Annotated in this window: 14 protein-coding genes; 8 read left to right on the top strand and 6 right to left on the bottom strand. The window is 74.0% G+C overall.

All coding sequences use genetic code 11. From position 1 onward, the window contains the following. A complete protein-coding gene (locus ACWCWD_RS12060; RefSeq protein WP_450772226.1) occupies window positions 1–1320 on the bottom strand; it encodes a 3-oxoacyl-ACP reductase in 1320 nt (439 codons plus the stop codon). Window positions 1321–1531: 211 nt separating this feature from the next. On the opposite strand from ACWCWD_RS12060, the gene ACWCWD_RS12055 reads away from it, so the two are divergent. Next, window positions 1532–2794, top strand: coding sequence for an acetyl-CoA C-acetyltransferase (locus tag ACWCWD_RS12055; RefSeq protein ID WP_450772225.1), 1263 nt, complete (start codon window positions 1532–1534; stop codon window positions 2792–2794). Between the two features lie 51 nt (window positions 2795–2845). Next, window positions 2846–4783, top strand: coding sequence for an AMP-dependent synthetase/ligase (locus tag ACWCWD_RS12050; RefSeq protein ID WP_450772223.1), 1938 nt, complete (start codon window positions 2846–2848; stop codon window positions 4781–4783). Between the two features lie 72 nt (window positions 4784–4855). Here the strand turns inward: ACWCWD_RS12050 and ACWCWD_RS12045 are convergent, their stop codons facing one another. Continuing rightward, complete coding sequence (locus tag ACWCWD_RS12045) at window positions 4856–5308, bottom strand: hypothetical protein (protein ID WP_450772221.1); 453 nt, start codon at window positions 5306–5308, stop codon at window positions 4856–4858. Between the two features lie 34 nt (window positions 5309–5342). Beyond that, window positions 5343–5789: a sel1 repeat family protein gene (locus tag ACWCWD_RS12040; protein WP_450772220.1), complete on the bottom strand. Its 447-nt coding sequence runs from the start codon at window positions 5787–5789 to the stop codon at window positions 5343–5345. A 170-nt stretch (window positions 5790–5959) separates the two neighbouring features. Here ACWCWD_RS12040 and ACWCWD_RS12035 point away from each other — a divergent pair, with 170 nt between their 5' ends. Then, window positions 5960–6349 (top strand): hypothetical protein, encoded by a 390-nt coding sequence (locus ACWCWD_RS12035; RefSeq protein WP_450772219.1) that lies wholly within the window; start codon window positions 5960–5962, stop codon window positions 6347–6349. 120 nt (window positions 6350–6469) lie between these two features. On the opposite strand, the gene ACWCWD_RS12030 is transcribed toward ACWCWD_RS12035, so the two are convergent. Then, window positions 6470–7612 (bottom strand): Lrp/AsnC family transcriptional regulator, encoded by a 1143-nt coding sequence (locus ACWCWD_RS12030; RefSeq protein ID WP_450772218.1) that lies wholly within the window; start codon window positions 7610–7612, stop codon window positions 6470–6472. A 59-nt stretch (window positions 7613–7671) separates the two neighbouring features. Between ACWCWD_RS12030 and ACWCWD_RS12025 the strand changes: the two genes are divergently transcribed. Then, window positions 7672–8868 (top strand): M20 metallopeptidase family protein, encoded by a 1197-nt coding sequence (locus ACWCWD_RS12025; protein ID WP_450772217.1) that lies wholly within the window; start codon window positions 7672–7674, stop codon window positions 8866–8868. A gap of 58 nt (window positions 8869–8926) precedes the next feature. After that, window positions 8927–10336: an MFS transporter gene (locus ACWCWD_RS12020; protein WP_450772216.1), complete on the top strand. Its 1410-nt coding sequence runs from the start codon at window positions 8927–8929 to the stop codon at window positions 10334–10336. A gap of 19 nt (window positions 10337–10355) precedes the next feature. Here the strand turns inward: ACWCWD_RS12020 and ACWCWD_RS12015 are convergent, their stop codons facing one another. Next, window positions 10356–10949 (bottom strand): TetR family transcriptional regulator, encoded by a 594-nt coding sequence (locus ACWCWD_RS12015; protein WP_450772214.1) that lies wholly within the window; start codon window positions 10947–10949, stop codon window positions 10356–10358. A gap of 85 nt (window positions 10950–11034) precedes the next feature. Between ACWCWD_RS12015 and ACWCWD_RS12010 the strand changes: the two genes are divergently transcribed. Both ACWCWD_RS12010 and ACWCWD_RS12005 read left to right on the top strand, forming a co-directional pair. Continuing rightward, window positions 11035–12312: a beta-ketoacyl-[acyl-carrier-protein] synthase family protein gene (locus ACWCWD_RS12010; protein ID WP_450772212.1), complete on the top strand. Its 1278-nt coding sequence runs from the start codon at window positions 11035–11037 to the stop codon at window positions 12310–12312. Between the two features lie 166 nt (window positions 12313–12478). Then, window positions 12479–13282, top strand: a complete 804-nt coding sequence (locus tag ACWCWD_RS12005) for an ALF repeat-containing protein (protein WP_450772211.1) — start codon at window positions 12479–12481, stop codon at window positions 13280–13282. A gap of 85 nt (window positions 13283–13367) precedes the next feature. Here ACWCWD_RS12005 and ACWCWD_RS12000 read toward each other — a convergent pair whose 3' ends face one another. After that, the gene (locus ACWCWD_RS12000) at window positions 13368–14117 is read right to left on the bottom strand and encodes an HAD family hydrolase (protein ID WP_450772354.1); all 750 of its coding nucleotides are present in this window, start codon (window positions 14115–14117) and stop codon (window positions 13368–13370) included. Between the two features lie 172 nt (window positions 14118–14289). Here ACWCWD_RS12000 and ACWCWD_RS11995 point away from each other — a divergent pair, with 172 nt between their 5' ends. Then, window positions 14290–16884 carry a bifunctional FO biosynthesis protein CofGH gene (locus ACWCWD_RS11995; protein WP_450772210.1) on the top strand — a complete coding sequence of 865 codons (2595 nt, stop codon included), beginning with the start codon at window positions 14290–14292 and terminating at the stop codon, window positions 16882–16884. Window positions 16885–16965 lie beyond the last annotated feature (81 nt).

Below are 16965 nucleotides of genomic sequence, written 5' to 3'. Positions count from 1 at the left end.
TCACGCCCCCAACAGGCTCTGGCCGCAGACGCGTACCACCTGGCCGTTGACGGCCGTGGAGGCGGGCTGCGCGAACCATGCGGTGGTCTCGGCCACGTCCACCGGAAGTCCGCCCTGGGAAAGGGAGTTCATGCGGCGGCCCGCCTCCCGGATGAAGAGCGGCACGGCGGCGGTCATCTTCGTCTCGATGAAGCCGGGGGCGACCGCGTTGACCGTGACCCCGTGGTCGGCGGCGGCGCGCGGGGCGAGCGAGCGGACCAGGCCGATGATTCCGGCCTTGCTCGCCGCGTAGTTGGTCTGCCCGTTGTTCCCGGCGATGCCCGCGATGGAGGCGGTGGCGACGATCCGGCCGCCCCGGTTGAGGGTGCCCGCCTTGAGGAGCGCGTCCGTGGTCCGCAGTACCGAGTCAAGGTTGACGTCGATCACGGAGGCCCAGCGGTCGGCCGCCATGTTGGCGAGCCGGCGGTCGCGGGTGATGCCCGCGTTGTGCACGAGGATGTCGAGCCCGTCCGGGACCGCCGCCGCGATCCGCTCGGCGGCGTCCGGCGCGGTGATGTCCAGGGGCAGCGCGGTGGCGCCGAGCCGGTCCGCCGTGCGGATGAGCTCCTCCTCGGCCTGGGGCACGTCGAGGCAGATCACCCGGGCGCCGTCGCGGGCCAGCACGGAGGCGACGGCCTCGCCGATGCCCCGGGCGGAGCCGGTGACCAGCGCGGTGCGGCCGGTCAGCGGGGCGAACCAGTCGGCGACCGGGCCGGGCGTCGCGCCGGAGACCTCGACGACCTGGCCGCTGACGTACGCGGACCGGGGGGAGAGGAGGAAGCGCAGGGTGGACTCGGCGGACGCGGCGGCGCCCGGCACGACCCGTACCAGCTGGGCGGTGGCGCCCCGGCCGATCTCCTTGCCCAGTGAGCGGACGAACCCCTCCAACGCCTGCTGGGCGGCGGCCTGGTGGTGGTCCTCGGGGGACGGGGCCGTACCGAGGACGACGATCCGGCCGCTGCGGGCGACCGAGCGGACGACGGGGTGCAGGGCCGCGTGGAGGGCGGCGAGCCCCGCCGCCGAGGTGATGCCCGTCGCGTCCACGACGATTCCGGCGGGCCGGTCCGCCTGCTCCACCACCGGCAGCCCGAGGCGGGCGAGGACCTCGCCGACCTCACCCGGTACGGCCGCCTCGCCCGCCGTGAGGTGCAGCAACGGCCCGTCGAGCGTGGGCGTCTCCAGGGACCAGCGGCGCAGCGGCGTGGGCTGGGGGAGGCCCAGGCGGCGGGTGAGGAAGCGGCCGGGGGCTGTGCCGGTCAGGTGCAGATAGCGGTCGGCCATTGTCCAGACTCCCTGCTCGGTCGTAGATTTACTCCGGAGTAAGGTTACTCAAGAGTCAGGAGCTGGTCGAGATGAACCGCACGCGGACACGGCCCGGGGCGACAGCACCGCTCGGAGCGATCGCGGGGGCCACGGCGGCCGGGACGATCGCGGGGGTCACGGCGGCCATGGCGGCCGGGACGATCGCGGCGGCCGGGACGGGTGGGCCGCGATGATCCCGCTCCCGCAGCCGCGCAGGGTCGCCGTCCTCGGCGGCAGCCGCATCCCCTTCGCCCGCTCCGACGGTCCCTACGCCGAGGCGTCCAACCAGCAGATGCTGACCGCCGCGCTCGACGGGCTCGTCGAGCGGTTCGGCCTGGCCGGGCAGCAGGTGGGGGAGTTCGCCGCCGGTGCCGTGCTCAAGCACAGCCGCGACTTCAACCTGGCCCGCGAGACGGTGCTCGGCTCCCGCCTCGACCCCCGCACCCCCGCGTACGACGTCCAACAGGCGTGCGGGACCGGCCTCCAGGCCGTCATCGGCGTCGCGAACAAGATCACCCTCGGGGCGATCGACTCGGGCATCGCGGGCGGCGCCGACACCACGAGCGACGCGCCGCTCGGCGTCAACGACGAACTCCGCCGCATCCTGCTGAACGCCCGCCGCGCCAAGGGCAACGCCGCCCGGCTCAAGGCGCTCGCGGCCGTCCGCCCCCGCCACCTCGTCCCCGACATCCCGCGCAACGCCGAGCCGCGCACCGGGCTTTCGATGGGCGAGCACGCCGCGATCACCGCCCGCCGCTGGGGCGTCCCGCGCGAGGACCAGGACCTGCTGGCCGCGACCAGCCACCAGCGGCTGGCCGCCGCCTACGACCGCGGGTTCCTGGACGACCTCGTCGTCCCGTACCTCGGCCTGGAGCGGGACCAGAACCTGCGGCCGGGCTCCACGGTCGAGAAACTCGCCACTCTCAAGCCGGTGTTCGGTGCCGCACACCCCGATGCGACGATGACCGCCGGGAACTCCACCCCGCTCACCGACGGAGCCGCCACCGTGCTGCTGGCGAGCGAGGAGTGGGCGCGGGAGCGCGACCTCACGCCGCTGGCGTACCTCACGCTGTACGAGACCGCCGCCGTGGACTACGTGAACGGCGAGGACGGCCTGCTGATGGCCCCGGCGTACGCGGTGCCCCGGCTGCTCGAACGGGCGGGGCTGACCTTCGAGGACTTCGACCTGTTCGAGGTGCACGAGGCGTTCGCCTCGCAGGTGCTCGCCACGCTCGCCGCCTGGCGGAAGCGGGGCCTCGGCGCCGTCGACCGGGAGAAGCTCAACGTGGCCGGTTCCTCGCTCGCCACCGGCCACCCGTTCGCCGCGACGGGAGCCCGGATCGTCGCCACCCTCGCCAAGCTCCTCGCGGAGCGCGAGGGGCCGGGGCGCGGGCTGATCTCCATCTGCGCGGCCGGTGGTCTGGGGGTGACCGCGATCCTCGAACGGCCCTGAAGCGTCCACAGGCTGTCCCGTACCGCCACCGCCCCCTCCGAGGAGCCGCACGTGTCCACGCCCCCCGCCCCGCCCGCATCCCCGGCCGACGGCACCGCGTCCGCCGCCACGCCGCCCGTCCTGGTCCCCCCGCTGCTCCTGCGCGGCGCGGACGGCCGCGTGCGGGAGGCCTCCGTACCCGCGTTCGCGCCGCCGGTACGGCACGGCTCGCTCGCCGAGATCCCCTTCGACAACGCACGCGAGGCGCCCTCGGACGCCGTCCTCAGCCGCAAGGACGAGGGCGGCAGCTGGCGGGACGTGACCGCCCTCGCGTTCGCCGAGGAGGTACGCGCCGTCGCCAAGGGCCTGATCGCGGAGGGGTTCCAGCCCGGCGCCCGGATCGCGATCATGGCCCGTACGACGTACGAGTGGACGCTGCTCGACTTCGCGGCCTGGGCCGCCGGGCTCGTCACCGTTCCGATCTACCCGACGTCCTCGGCGTACCAGGTGCGGTGGATCCTCCAGGACTCCGGCGCGCGGGCCTGCGCGGTCGAGACGAAGGAGCAGGCGCGGATCGTCAGCCAGGAGCGCCGCGAACTCGACGGCCTGGCCCACCTGTGGCAGTTCGACACCGGGGCGCTCGGCCGGCTCATGACGGCCGGCCGGCACGTGCCCGACGCGGCGGTGGACGAACGCCGCGCCCTGCTGAGCCCGGACTCCGCCGCCACCCTCATCTACACCTCCGGCACCACCGGCCGCCCCAAGGGGTGCGTCCTCACCCACGGCAACTTCTTCGCCGAGGTCGACAACGCCATCGAACTGCTGCACCCGGTCTTCAAGTCCGTCTCCAAGTACCCCGCGTCCACCCTGCTGTTCCTGCCGCTCAGCCATGTCTTCGGCCGGATGGTCGCGATCGGCTGCCTGCGCGCCCGGGTCCGCCTCGGGCACGCCCCCTCCATCCGCACCGAGGACCTGCTGGAGGACCTGGCCGGGTTCCAGCCGTCGTTCCTGCTGGCGATCCCGTACGTCCTGGAGAAGGTCTTCAACACCGGGCGCGCCACCGCCGAGAAGATGGGCCGCGCCTCCTCCTTCGACCGGGCGGCCCGCATCGCCCAGCGATACGGGCAGGCCGTCGAGGCCGCCGAACACGGCACGGGCCCCGGCCCCGGTACCGCCCTGAAGATGGCCCGCAAGCTCTACGACCCGCTGGTCTACCGCCGCATCCGCGCGGCCCTCGGCGGACACGTCCGGTACGTCATCTGCGGCGGCTCCCCGCTGGGCGGCCGGCTCGCCTCGTTCTACGCGGGCGCCGGGATCGAGATCTTCGAGGGGTACGGCCTCACCGAGACCACCGCCGCCCACACGGTGACCCCGCCCCTCAAACCCCGCCTGGGCACGGTGGGCTGGCCGCTGCCCGGGACCTCGGTACGGATCGCGGACGACGGCGAGGTGCTGCTCCGGGGCGGCCAGGTCTTCCACGGCTACTGGGACGCGGAGACCGGCACGTCCGTACCGGTGCTGCGCGACGGCTGGTTCGCCACCGGCGACCTGGGCGCCCTCGACGACGACGGCTACCTCACCATCACCGGCCGCAAGAAGGACATCATCATCACCTCGGGCGGGAAGAACGTCATCCCGGCCCCGCTGGAGGACTGGCTGCGCGCCCACCCGCTGGTCGGCCAGTGCATGGTCGTCGGTGACAACCGCTCCTTCATCACCGCGCTGATCACCCTGGAGGAGGACGGGCTCGCGCACTGGCGGCAGATGAAGAAGAAGCAGGGCGTCCCGCTCCGCGAACTCGTCGACGACCCCGAGCTCCGGGAGACGATCCAGCACGCGGTGAACGAGGCCAACGGCTCCGTCTCGCGCGCCGAGTCGATCCGTAAATTCACCGTGCTGCCCGTCGACTTCACCGAGGCGAGCGGCCACCTCACACCCTCGCTGAAGCTCAAACGGGACGTGGTGGCACGGGACTTCGCGACGGAGATCGAGGAGCTGTACCGGAAGTGAGGCGCGGGCCGCGGGCGGTTCGGGGGACGGTTCCGGGGCTGGCCGGGGAAGCCGGGCGGGGGCCCGTCCCGGTCAGCGGAGCCGCACCGGCGCCAGGAACCCGGCCGTCGACCGGCGGCGGGCCCGGCGGACGCGCAGAAGCGTGGCGAACCCGCAGGCCATGGTCGCGAGGAGCGGGATCAGCGCAGTCGCGAGCGCGACGGCCCGGGCCGAGGGGCCCGTGCGCGGGGTGATGTAGTCACCCCAGGGGGCGCGTACCGTCTCGGCGGTCCGGCCGGGGCGGTGGCTGCCCGGCACCACGACCGGGGTTCCGTCGGGCAGGGTGCCCCGGCAGCGGACGTAGCTGTTCTTGCCGGTGTCCCGGGTCGTGCAGGCGGTGACGGCCACCCGCACGACCGGGCCGCGCGGCGCCACGTACGCCAGGCCGATCAGCACGGCGAGGGCCGTCGCTCCCGCGCAGAGCGCCGTCAACAGCCCCCACAGGACCGCCGTCCGCCACGTCTCCGTACCTTCACCGGCTCTCACGGCGCCGAACCTACTCCCCGGGCAGGTCAGGGCCTTACAGCGGGTTGTCGCCCTTCATGTTGAGGGCGTGGCCGGGGCGGAAGAAGCGCTTCGCGGCGAAGTGGCCGTGCTCGGCGGCCATCCGGAACCAGGGCTCCGACGCCGCCAGCCCGTCGCGCTCCTCGACCAGGCGGCCCATCTCCCACATCGACTCGGGGTCGTTGCGCTCCACGCCCAGCCGGAACACGCGCTCCGCCTCGTCCAGGTCTCCCCGGATCTTCGCGAGCAGCGCGATCGACCGCAGGGCCCCCAGATCGCCGCCCTCGGCGGCGGCTGCCAGCTTCTCCGGGGTGCCGTACTTCCGGTGCAGGTGCCAGGCGCGGAGCGCGAGGAGGAGGCCCAGCAGCCAGGCCGCCCAACTGACGTCGAAGAGCGTGTCGTTGTCGGTCGCCATCCCGATCACGCTCAGGACCGCCGCCACGACGAACAGCAGGAATGCCATGCGTACCCCCCCGGGTCACGTACTGCCCATCGGCACTCTTCCCGGCGGGCGCTTCCGCTACCCCTGGAGAGGCCACCCCGGACGCGCCGGGGGGGGACCACTTCCGGGGCCGCCGGCCTCGGCCGGGGGCCCGTCCAGAACAATGCGAGGGAACGAACGAAGGAATTTCCATGAGCGACTCCAGCGGCCACAGCGTTCTCTCCGTCGTGCCCCAACTCCTCTGGGGGGTGATGTCCGCCGCGGCGGTGGTCACCGCGGTCGTCCGGTCCTCCAGGATCGGCCGCCGGTCCGCGGAGGGGGCCGGCAAGCCCGCGCGGTGGGACCCCTTCGGGCCGGAATGGACCTGGGCTCTGGTGGGGGCGGTCGTCGGCTACGCCGCCGGGGCCGCGATCGCGCGCCACTTCAGCTGGGGAGACGTCTGGGAGAGCCTGTGGCTGCCCTCCTTCGCCGCGTCGGCCGTCGCCTACGTGACCCGGCAGCGCCTGCGCGGGCGGACGGGATGGGCTGCCGCGCTGTACGCCGTCGCGGGCGCCGTGGCCCTCGGCCCGCTGCTCGACTGACGCGGGGCGGGATCGCCCGTCGGCGGCGGGCGCATCCAGGAGTACCCGCCCGGCGCACCCCCGCCCGCACTCTTCCCGGTGGACGGCCCCGCTACCCACCGGCTCGCTCACGCGGCTCGCTCATGCCTCCCGGCCGTCGCCCCGCAGCCGTTCCAGCAGCGCGTTCTCGGCCCGGTGGGCGCCCGGGTCCTCCCAGAAGGTGACGGGGACGCCCCGGAGGTGGCGGCCGTGCGGGTCCAGGAGGTGGCCGGCCAGCTTGAGCGGCCAGAGGGTCACCGCCCGGTCGGCGACGACGAGTTCGGAGAACCGGGTGGCCAACCGGGCCTCGAAGGCGCCGATTTCCTCGGCCGAGCGCAGCCACACCGCGAGCATCAGGTTGTGCGGCCCCGACAGCGAGGCGCAGAGGCGGGTTTCGCGCATCCCGATGAGCTGGGAGGCGATCCGGGCGGTGTCGGCGGCCGGGGCGATGCCCCACAGGGTCACCGAGATCGGCCAGCCGGAGAGGTAACGCGCCACCTCGCAGCGGTAGATGAGGGCGTCCTCGCGGTGCATCCGGTCGAGCCGGCGGCGTACGGTGCTGGGGCTCACGCCCAGGCGCTCCGCGAGCCGGGCGGCGGGCTGGCGGAAGTCCTCGCTGAGCAGCAGGTAGAGCCGGGTGTCGAGGTCGTCCGGGGTGGTCAGGCCCCGGCGCGGGTGGGAGGGACCCCGGTCCCTGGTCAGGGTGGACTGGCTGTCCGGGTCGAGCCGGTCGAGCCGCCAGCGGCTGCCCTCGGTGTGGACGGCGGTGGCGATCTGCGAGCGGGTGGCCGCGACACCGGGCAGCGCGCCGAGCCGGAAGCCGACGTACCGGGCCAGCATCGCCTGGTCGGGGAAGGCGGCGGTGAGGACGAGGTCCCGGGAGCCGGTGACGTGCTCGATGGTGATCAGGTGCGGGTCGTCCGCGATCTCTGCCGCCACCTCGTGCAGCGCGCCCGCCACGCAGTCCACCTCGATGAAGGCGATGATCGGCAGCGTCACTCCGGCCGCCACCGTGTAGCAGCTCAGCCACGCGTGCCCGGCCTCGGTGAGGCGGTTCCAGCGGCGCGCGGCCGTCGAGCCGTCCACCCCGAGCGCCTTGCCGATCTGCGCCCACTCCGCCCGGGGCGAGGTCTGCAACGCGGTGATCAGGAGATAGTCCAGCTCGTCCAGCGGGGCGTCCCGGACGGCGTCCGCGGGCGGACGGGGGGCCGCGACGGTGGCGGTTTTCTGCGTGGAGGACCTCATCGGTGCCGCTTTCCTGCGGATGATCATCACTGGAGTGCTCGGGTCCGCACCATACGCCCATGTCTCTGCTCCAGGATGCCCACGCCCTCGCCCCCGCGCTGACCGAACTCCGCCACGCCCTGCACCGGGAACCCGAGCTCGGCCTCGATCTCCCGCTCACCCAGCGCAGGATCGTGGACGCCCTGGCGGGCCTCGGGCTGGAGATCACCCTGGGGAAGGGGCTCAGCTCGGTCACCGCCGTGCTGCGCGGCGGGCTGCCCGGTCCGGCGGTGCTGCTCCGCGGCGACATGGACGGGCTGCCCGTCCAGGAGGACACCGGCCTCCCGTACGCCTCCGTGCTCGACGGCCGGATGCACGCCTGCGGCCACGACCTGCACGTCACCGGGCTGGTCGGCGCGGCCCGGCTGCTCGCGGACCGGCGCGCGGAGCTGGCGGGCGACGTGGTGTTCATGTTCCAGCCCGGCGAGGAGGGCCAGGGCGGCGCGAAGATCATGATCGAGGAGGGGGTGCTCGACGCTGCGGGGGAGCGGGTCGTCGCCGCGTACGCCCTGCACGTGGTCTCCACCGGCGCGCCGACCGGCTTCGCCGCCACCCGGCCCGGCCCGATGCTCGCCGCGTCGGACGCCGTCCACGTCACCGTGCACGGCCGGGGCGGGCACGGTTCGTCCCCGCACCTCGCGGCCGACCCGGTGCCCGCGATGTGCGCGATGGTCACCGCGCTCCAGACCCTGGTCACCCGCGAGACCGACATCTTCGACCCTGCGGTCGTCACCGTGGGCCGGATCGAGGCCGGTACGGCGCCCAACGTCATCCCGGAGGACGCGCGCTTCTCCGCCACCGTACGGACCTTCTCCGACGCCGCCCGCGCCACCGTCCGCGCGGGCTTCGAGCGGACCGTGCACGGGGTGGCCGCCGCCCACGGGGTCACCGCGACCGTCGACTACGTCGACCAGTACCCGCCGACCGTCAACCACGCCGAGGAGGCGGCGTTCGCGCTGGAGACCGCGCGGCGGATCCTCGGCCGGGACCACGCCTTCGAGGCGCCCGAGCCGATGGCCGGGGCGGAGGACTTCTCGTTCGTGCTGCGCGAGGTGCCCGGCGCGTTCGTCGGACTCGGCGCCTGCCCGCCCGGAACGGACCCCGCCACCGCCCCGATGAACCACTCCGCCCAGGCGGTGTACAACGACGGCGCGCTGCCGCACGCTGCCGCGCTGCTCGCCGGGCTGGCGCTGCGCCGGCTCGGCCGCGACGTGTAGCGGTCCGCCCGCCGCTTCCGGTGCCACCGCCGCCCGTACCCGTAGGAGGAGCCCGCCCATGGCCGTCACTGCCACGCCCGCACCGCCGCCCGCCACCGCGTCCGTGACGGCGGTCGTGGGACTCCTCGTGTTCTTCGAGGCGACCAGCGGCTTCCTCCAGGTCGGGCTGGCCCCGCTGCTGCCCGACCTCGCCGACCACCTCTCGATCGGTTCGGCCTCCCTCAACTGGGTCGTCTCCGTCCAGCTGTTGGCGGCGGCGGTCTGCGTCCCGCTGTTCGGCAGGCTCGGCGATCTGCACGGCCACCGCCGGATGCTCCGGATCGCGCTCGCCCTGATCGCCGCCGGAACGCTGACCGTCGCCCTCGCGCCGGACTACCCGGTGCTGCTGGCCGGCCGGGTGCTCCAGGGGCCGATCGCGGCGCTGCTGCCGCTGGAGATCGCCCTCGTACGGGACCGGCTGCCGGTCGCCGAGGCGCGCCGGGCCATCGCCCGGCTCGTCGGGGCGCTGACGCTCGGCGCGATGGCGGGCGGGGTGGTGATGGGGCTGGTGGACTCCGCGTTCGGCTCGCTGCGGCTGACCCTGCTGGTCCCGGCCGTCCTCGCCGCGGCCTGCGTACCGGTCTCCTTCGTCGCCGTACCGGAGTCGCGCACCAGGGCCGTCGGGCGCGTCGACCGGGCCGGGGTGGTGCTCCTCGGCGCCGCGATGATCGCCCTGCTCGCCGGGGTGTCCGGCGCGGAGGACGGCTCCTGGGGCTCGGTACGCGTACTCGGCCCGGTGCTCCTGGGGCTCGCGCTGCTCGCCCTCTGGGTGCGGGTCGAGCTGCGCAGCAGTGAACCGCTTGTGGACGTACGGGCGTTGGCGGCGCGGACCACCGCCCCCTTCTACTGCGCGGCCTTCCTGTTCGGGGTCTTCTACTTCGGCAGCCAGACCCCCAACTCCACGTTCTACGCGGCCGATCCGGCGACCGACGGGTACGGCTTCGGGCTCGGCGCCCTCGCCATCTCGCTGGTGTCACTACCCGGTGCGGTCGGCAGTGTCGTCGGCTCCCTCGCCACGGCCGCGCTGGCGAAGCGGATCGGCTACCGGCCGACGCTGATGGCCGCCTTCGGCCTGGTCGCGCTCACCTTTACCCAATTCGCCTTCTTCCACGCGGAGATGTGGCAGATGGCGGCCGGATCGGCCTTCCTCGGCCTCGGTATCGGACTGGCGCTGGGCGCCATGCCCACCGTCATCGTGGAGGCGGCCGAGCCCGCCCGTACGGGGATCGCCGCCGCCCTCTACAACAACGTGAAGACGCTCGGCGGGGCCGTGGCGGGCGGGGTGTTCGCCTCGCTGCTCGGCGCGTTCCGCTCGGACCTCACCGGCGAGCCGGGCGAGGGTGGCTACACGGCGGTGTGGCTGGTCGGCGCGGCGGCGGCCCTCGCGGCGGTCGCGATGAGCGCGCTGTCCCGGCGCCGGGAAGGGTGAGGGGCGCCCCCGCGAAGGGTCAGTCCGCCTCGGGGGGTACCAGCCGACGGGCCAGCTCCACGATGTACGCCCGCATCTCCGCGTCCCCGGCCCCCTCCCCGCCGTCGCCGCTCCCCATGATCAGGCGGGCGAGCTGCGGGAACGCCGAGGGCAGCACCGCGATGCCCAGCACCGCGAGGAAGGTGGCGGCGGCCCGGGTGTCCGGGGCCGTACCGAGGGTGCGGGCGAGCGATCCCACCATGCCGGCGTACCGGGCGCGGCGCTCCCCGTCGGCGGGCAGCGCCCCCGTGTCGTGGTGCAGCGCCTCCCACATCATCAGGCGCAGCAGCTCCGGGTTGGCGCGGTGCAGGTCGTGCACGCGTCCGGCGTAGGCGCCGAGGTCGCCGACCGGCGGGCCGAGCAGCGCCGCGTGCTCCTCGACCGCCTCGGCGACGACCGCGGCGAAGAGCTTCTCCTTGCTGCCGAAGTACCCGTAGATCCGCTCCTTGTTGGCGCCCGCCGCCTGGGCGATGCGGTCGACCCGGGCGCCGCCCATGCCGTGTGCGGCGAATTCGGTACGGGCTGCCGCCAGGAGCCGGGCGCGGGTTCCCACAAGCTGATCGGGTGAGGACATGGCACAACCCTACATGGCCAACCATCCAGTTGGTTGGGTACGGTTCCGGGCATTCCCGCAGACCGCTGGGAAAGGCGAACCACTCATGGGCGCGACATCCGCCGAGACCGACGCAGTTTCCTCCTCCGGGACCCGCCGGGCCGCCGAACGGCCCCTTCCCGAGGTGCTGGTGACCGGGCTCGGGGCCACCACCCCGCTCGGAGGCAGCCTCCCGGAGACCTGGTCGGCGCTGCTGGCCGGGGAGAACGGCGTCGGGGTCCTGGACGAGCCCTGGGCCGAGCCGCTGCCCGCCCGGCTGGCCGCCAGGATGCGGGTGGATCCGGCGGGCGTCCTGGAACGCACCCTGGCCCGCCGGCTGGACCGGTGCGAGCAGGCGGCCCTGGTGAGCGCCCGGGAGGCGTGGGCCGACGCGGGGCGGCCGGAGGTTGATCCGGAGCGGGTGGCCGTGGTCGTCGGTACGGGCGTGGGCGGGGTGCTCTCGCTGCTCGGCCAGGACGACGTACTGGAGAGCGCGGGGCCCCGGAAGGTCTCCCCGCACACCGTCCCGATGCTGATGCCCAACGGGCCCGCCGCCTGGGTGAGCATCGACCTCGGTGCGCGGGGTGGCGCCCACGCCCCGGTGAGCGCCTGCGCGTCCGGCGCCGAGGCCGTCGCGTACGGTATCGACCTGATCCGGCTCGGCAGGGCCGACGTGGTCGTGGCGGGTGGCGCGGAGGCGTGTCTGCACGCGTTGCCGCTGGCCGGGTTCGCCCGGATGATGGCGCTCTCGACGGCCAACGACGACCCGGAGCGGGCCTCCCGCCCCTTCGACGCGGCCCGCAACGGCTTCGTGCTGGGGGAGGGTGCCGCCGTCCTCGTCCTGGAACGCGCCGATCACGCCCGCGCTCGGGGCGTCCGCCCCCACGCGGTGCTCGCCGGGGCCTCGGTCACCTCCAGCGCCGGGCACATCACCGCCTCCGACCCGGAGGGCCAGGTGCGCTCCATGCGCAGGGCGTACCAGGAGGCGGGGCTCACCCGCGCGGACGTCGGCCTCGTCCACGCGCATGCCACCTCCACCCCGCAGGGCGATCTCGCCGAGGCGTTGGCGGTCGGCGAGGCGCTGGGCGGCCGGCCGGCGGTCACCGCCACCAAGTCGATGACGGGCCATCTCCTGGGTGCGTCGGGCGCGTTGGGCGCGGCCGTCGCGGTGCTGTCGCTGCGCGACGGGATCACCCCGGCGATCAGGAACCTCGACGTCCGCGACCCGGGTGTCGACCTGGATCTGGTGACCGGGGAGCCCCGGAAGGGAAGTTGGGGCTCAGCCCTGGCCAACTCCTTCGGATTCGGCGGGCACAACGTCTCGCTCGCCTTCACGGCGGCCTGAGAGAGGGGGAGTCGGCGGCGGGTGTCGCGGCCGCATCCGGTGTTTCACCGGAAGGCGCCCCCGCCGGTGGAGATGTTCATCCCGTGGTGCGGCGCGGCGCGTTGATGCGTGTACCAGGCACCTGGATGCTTCGTACCGACGGATCCATCGAGCCCGGAGGTACATCATGAGACTGACCCGCGCCGCGCTGCTGGTCGCCGCGACCGCTCTGGCGCCCGCGCTCCTGCTCACCGCTCCGGCCTTCGCGGCCGGCGCGTCCGCGTCGTCCGCACCCGCCGCCCCCTACACGCCCTTCACGTCCCCGTCGGTGGCCTGCCCGGCCGCCCCGTCCGGCACGGACACTCCGGTCGACGAGCTGACGGAGGACGAGCTCCGGGCCGAGGTCCAGGGCATAGTCGCGGACCCGAACGCCGGCCGGTCCGTCCTGAACGGGGCGAACGCGGCCCTGGCCGGCACGGTGGACGACCTGCGTGCCTTCCTGGAGACGGGCTGCACCCAGGCTCAGTACGGCGACGACCTCTTCTCGGTCGCCCGCGTCATCGCGGTGGCCCAGGAGAACGGTGACAAGAGGGTGGCGAAGGCGGGCAGTGACGCCATGACCGCCTCCGAGACCGACCCCGGAGCCGCGCGCGCCTTCCTGGAGACGGGATACCCCGAGGCCCAGCTCAAGGACGACTACCTCGCCGTCGCCCGCATCAGCGCCGCGGCCCAGCAGAACGGTGACAAGTACGTCCAGCTGGCGGCGAGTGCCGCCTTCGACACCAACACCCCCGAGGCCGTCAGCTACTTCCGGTGGACCGGGTACAAGGAGGCCCAGTTCCAGGACGACGCGCTGTACGTCGTCCGCATGCTCAACGACCCGAACCTCAGCGACGCCATGAACGACGCGATCCAGGATCTCCTCAGCAACGGCACCGCGGAGGACTACCGGTACTTCCGGACGGTCGGGCAGTACGAGATCGACGGCTGATCCCGGCCGCTCCCGGTGGTGTTCCCCCGACGGCCCGCCGGGGGAGCGCCACCGGGCGGCGGGGGCCGGTGCGTCCGCCGTCCGGTCACCGCACCGAGCGCAGCGCGCGGAGTGTGGGCGTCCCGCCCCGCTCCGCCCGCCGCTCCGGGTCCTCCCGTACGGGCCCCGCCCCGCCGCTGCCGTCCCCGCGCTCCCGTACGAGTCCCGGCAGCGCGGCCACCTCGGTGAGCGCGTCCACCCGCCAGTCGGCCGACTCCACCACGTCCGGGTGATCCGCCCACCAGTGCCCGAACGGGCCCCGCCGCAGGTGGGCGGTGCGTAGACCGGCGGCCTTCGCCGGGAAGAGGTCCTCGGCGGGGTGGTCGCCGACGTACACCGTGGTGCGCGGGTCGGCGTCCGACGCCTTGAGGACCCGCGCGAAGAACTCCGGGTCCGGCTTGGCCACGCCCCACTCCGCCGAGGTGACGACGAGGTCCGCCGGGAGGTCCAGGGCCCGCAACTGCTCGGTGGCGCGCGCCGACCGGTGCCCCGCCACCACCACCCGGAACCCGAGCGAGCGGAGTCCGGCGAGCGCCGGGCGTACGTCCGGGTAGAGGTCCCGTTCGCCGAGGTGCTCGCCGCGCCCCGCCGCCTCGCGGGCCAGTTCCGCCTCCGCCACGTCCATGCCGGGGCGGAGCAGCGCCAGCGCGTCCGTGGCGCATCCGCCCCCGACGACGGCGGCGCCGACCAGAGCGCTCACCGTGTGCGCGGGCACACCCAGCCAGTCGGCCCAGGACGCCCAGTGGCGGTCGTCGCGTACGAGGGTCTCACCGATGTCGAACACGATCGTTTCCATCACCGTGCCGACCCTACGGGGCGGACCCCGCCGCACCGCCGACATCCGCGCCCGGACGCGCGGCGCGGGTTCCACCAGGTGCGGTGAGGTGCGGTGAGGTGTGCGCGAACGTGCGACGAGGTGTGCGCGAACGTGTGAGCGACCGGCCGACCCGGGCCCCCGCCCCGCTCGTATGCTCGATGCCATGACCGATCCTCAGAGCGGACGCCCCACGACCAACGCCATGCGGCGCGCACTCAAACGGGCACGTGACGGTGTGGCCCTCGACGCGACCGAGGCCGCCGTACTCCTCCAGGCGCGCGGTGACGATCTGACGGATCTCGCCGCGTCCGCCGCCCGGGTGCGCGACGCGGGCCTGGAGGCGGCGGGCCGGCCGGGCGTCATCACGTACTCCCGCAAGGTGTTCATCCCGCTCACCCGCCTCTGCCGCGACATCTGTCACTACTGCACCTTCGTCACCGTCCCCGGCAAGCTCCGCCGCGAGGGCCACGGGATGTTCCTCTCCCCCGACGAGGTCCTCGACATCGCCCGCAAGGGCGCGGCGCTCGGCTGCAAGGAAGCGCTCTTCACGCTCGGCGACCGCCCGGAGGACCGCTGGCCCGAGGCGCGGGAGTGGCTGGAGGCCGAGGGGTACGACGACACGCTGGCGTACGTACGCGCCATGGCGATCCGGGTTTTGGAGGAGACGGGCCTGCTCCCGCACCTCAACCCGGGGGTGCTCGGCTGGACCGACCTCCAGCGCCTCAAGCCGGTCGCCCCGTCGATGGGGATGATGCTGGAGACCACCGCGACCCGCCTCTGGTCCGAGAAGGGCGGCCCGCACCACGGCTCGCCGGACAAGGAACCGGCCGTCCGGCTGCGCGTCCTGGAGGACGCCGGCCGCTCCAACGTCCCCTTCACCACCGGCATCCTGATCGGCATCGGCGAGAACTACGAGGAGCGCGCCGACTCCCTCTTCGAGATCCGCCGCACCGCCCGCGCCTACCACGGCATCCAGGAAGTCATCATCCAGAACTTCCGCGCCAAGCCCGACACGGCGATGCGCGCGATGCCCGACGCGGAGCTGGAGGAGCTGGCCGCGACGATCGCGGTCGCCCGGCACATCCTCGGCCCGTCCGCCCGCATCCAGGCCCCGCCGAACCTCGTCGACTCCGAGTACGCGCTGATCGTCGGCGCGGGCATCGACGACTGGGGCGGGGTCTCGCCGCTCACCCCCGACCACGTCAACCCCGAACGCCCCTGGCCGCACATCGACGAACTCGCCGCCCGCACCGCCGAGTCGGGCTTCGATCTGCGCGAACGCCTCACCATCTACCCGGAGTTCATCCAGCGCGGCGAACCGTGGCTCGACCCCCGGCTGCTTCCGCACGTGCGCGCGCTCGCCGACCCGGAGACCGGCATGGCGAAGGAGGGCGCGATCCCCGTCGGCCTGCCCTGGCAGGAGCCGGACGAGGAGTTCGGCGCGAGCGGCCGCACCGACCTGCACCGCACCATCGACACCGAGGGCCGCACCGGCGACCGCCGCGAGGACTTCGACGAGGTGTACGGGGACTGGGAGGCGCTCCGCGAGGCCGCCGCCCCCGGCATGGTCCCGTCCCGCATCGACACCGACGTGCGCGAGGCGCTGGGCCAGGCCGCCGACGACCCGACGAAGCTCACCGACGCCCAGGCCCTCGCCCTGCTCCACGCGGAGGGCCCGGCGCTCGACGAGCTCTGCCGGATCGCGGACACGCTCCGCCGCGACGTGGTCGGCGACGAGGTCACCTACATCGTCACCCGGAACATCAACTTCACCAACGTCTGCTACACCGGCTGCCGTTTCTGCGCCTTCGCGCAGCGCCGTACCGACGCCGACGCGTACACCCTCTCCCTCGACCAGGTCGCCGACCGGGCGGCCCAGGCGTGGGACGTCGGCGCGGTGGAGGTCTGCATGCAGGGCGGCATCCACCCGGACCTGCCCGGCACCGCCTACTTCGACATCGCGCGGGCCGTGAAGGAACGCGTCCCCGGCATGCACGTGCACGCCTTCTCGCCGATGGAGGTCGTCAACGGGGCGACCCGCACCGGGCTTTCGATCCGCGACTGGCTGACCGCCGCGAAGGAGGCCGGACTCGACTCCATCCCCGGCACGGCGGCGGAGATCCTGGACGACGAGGTCCGCTGGGTCCTCACCAAGGGCAAACTCCCCACCGCCACCTGGCTGGAGGTCGTGAAGACCGCCCACGAGGTCGGCCTGCGCTCCTCGTCCACCATGATGTACGGGCACGTCGACCAGCCCCGCCACTGGCTGGGCCACCTCCGCACGCTCGCCCGGCTCCAGCAGGAGACGGGCGGGTTCACCGAGTTCGTGACCCTTCCCTTCATCCACACCAACGCCCCGGTCTACCTGGCCGGCATCGCCCGCCCCGGCCCCACCGACCGCGACAACCGGGCCGTCACCGCGATGGCCCGGCTGCTGCTCCACCCGCACATCACCAACATCCAGACCAGCTGGGTGAAGCTCGGCACCGAGGGCGCCGCCGAGATGCTCCGCTCGGGCGCCAACGACCTCGGCGGCACGCTGATGGAGGAGACCATCTCCCGTATGGCCGGGTCGAGTTACGGCTCGTACCGCTCCATTCAGGACCTGGTCGCCATCGCCGAACTCGCGGGCCGCCCGGCGAAGCCGCGTACCACCCTGTACGGCGAGGTCCCCGCGGAACGCGTCGCCGCGGCGACCGTCTCGGACGGCCATCTGCCGGAGCTGCTGCCGGTTCTGCCGGGCTGATCCGGCGCGGCGCCGCCGTTCCCCGTACCCCCTTTGCCCATGTGGCGGGGGGTGCGGGGGCGTCGGCGCGCTCGGGAGTGC

The organism is Streptomyces sp. NPDC001493, assembly GCF_053597235.1.
Note: the sequence above shows the minus strand (reverse complement) of the source record. Positions and strands in the feature narration are given on the sequence as shown.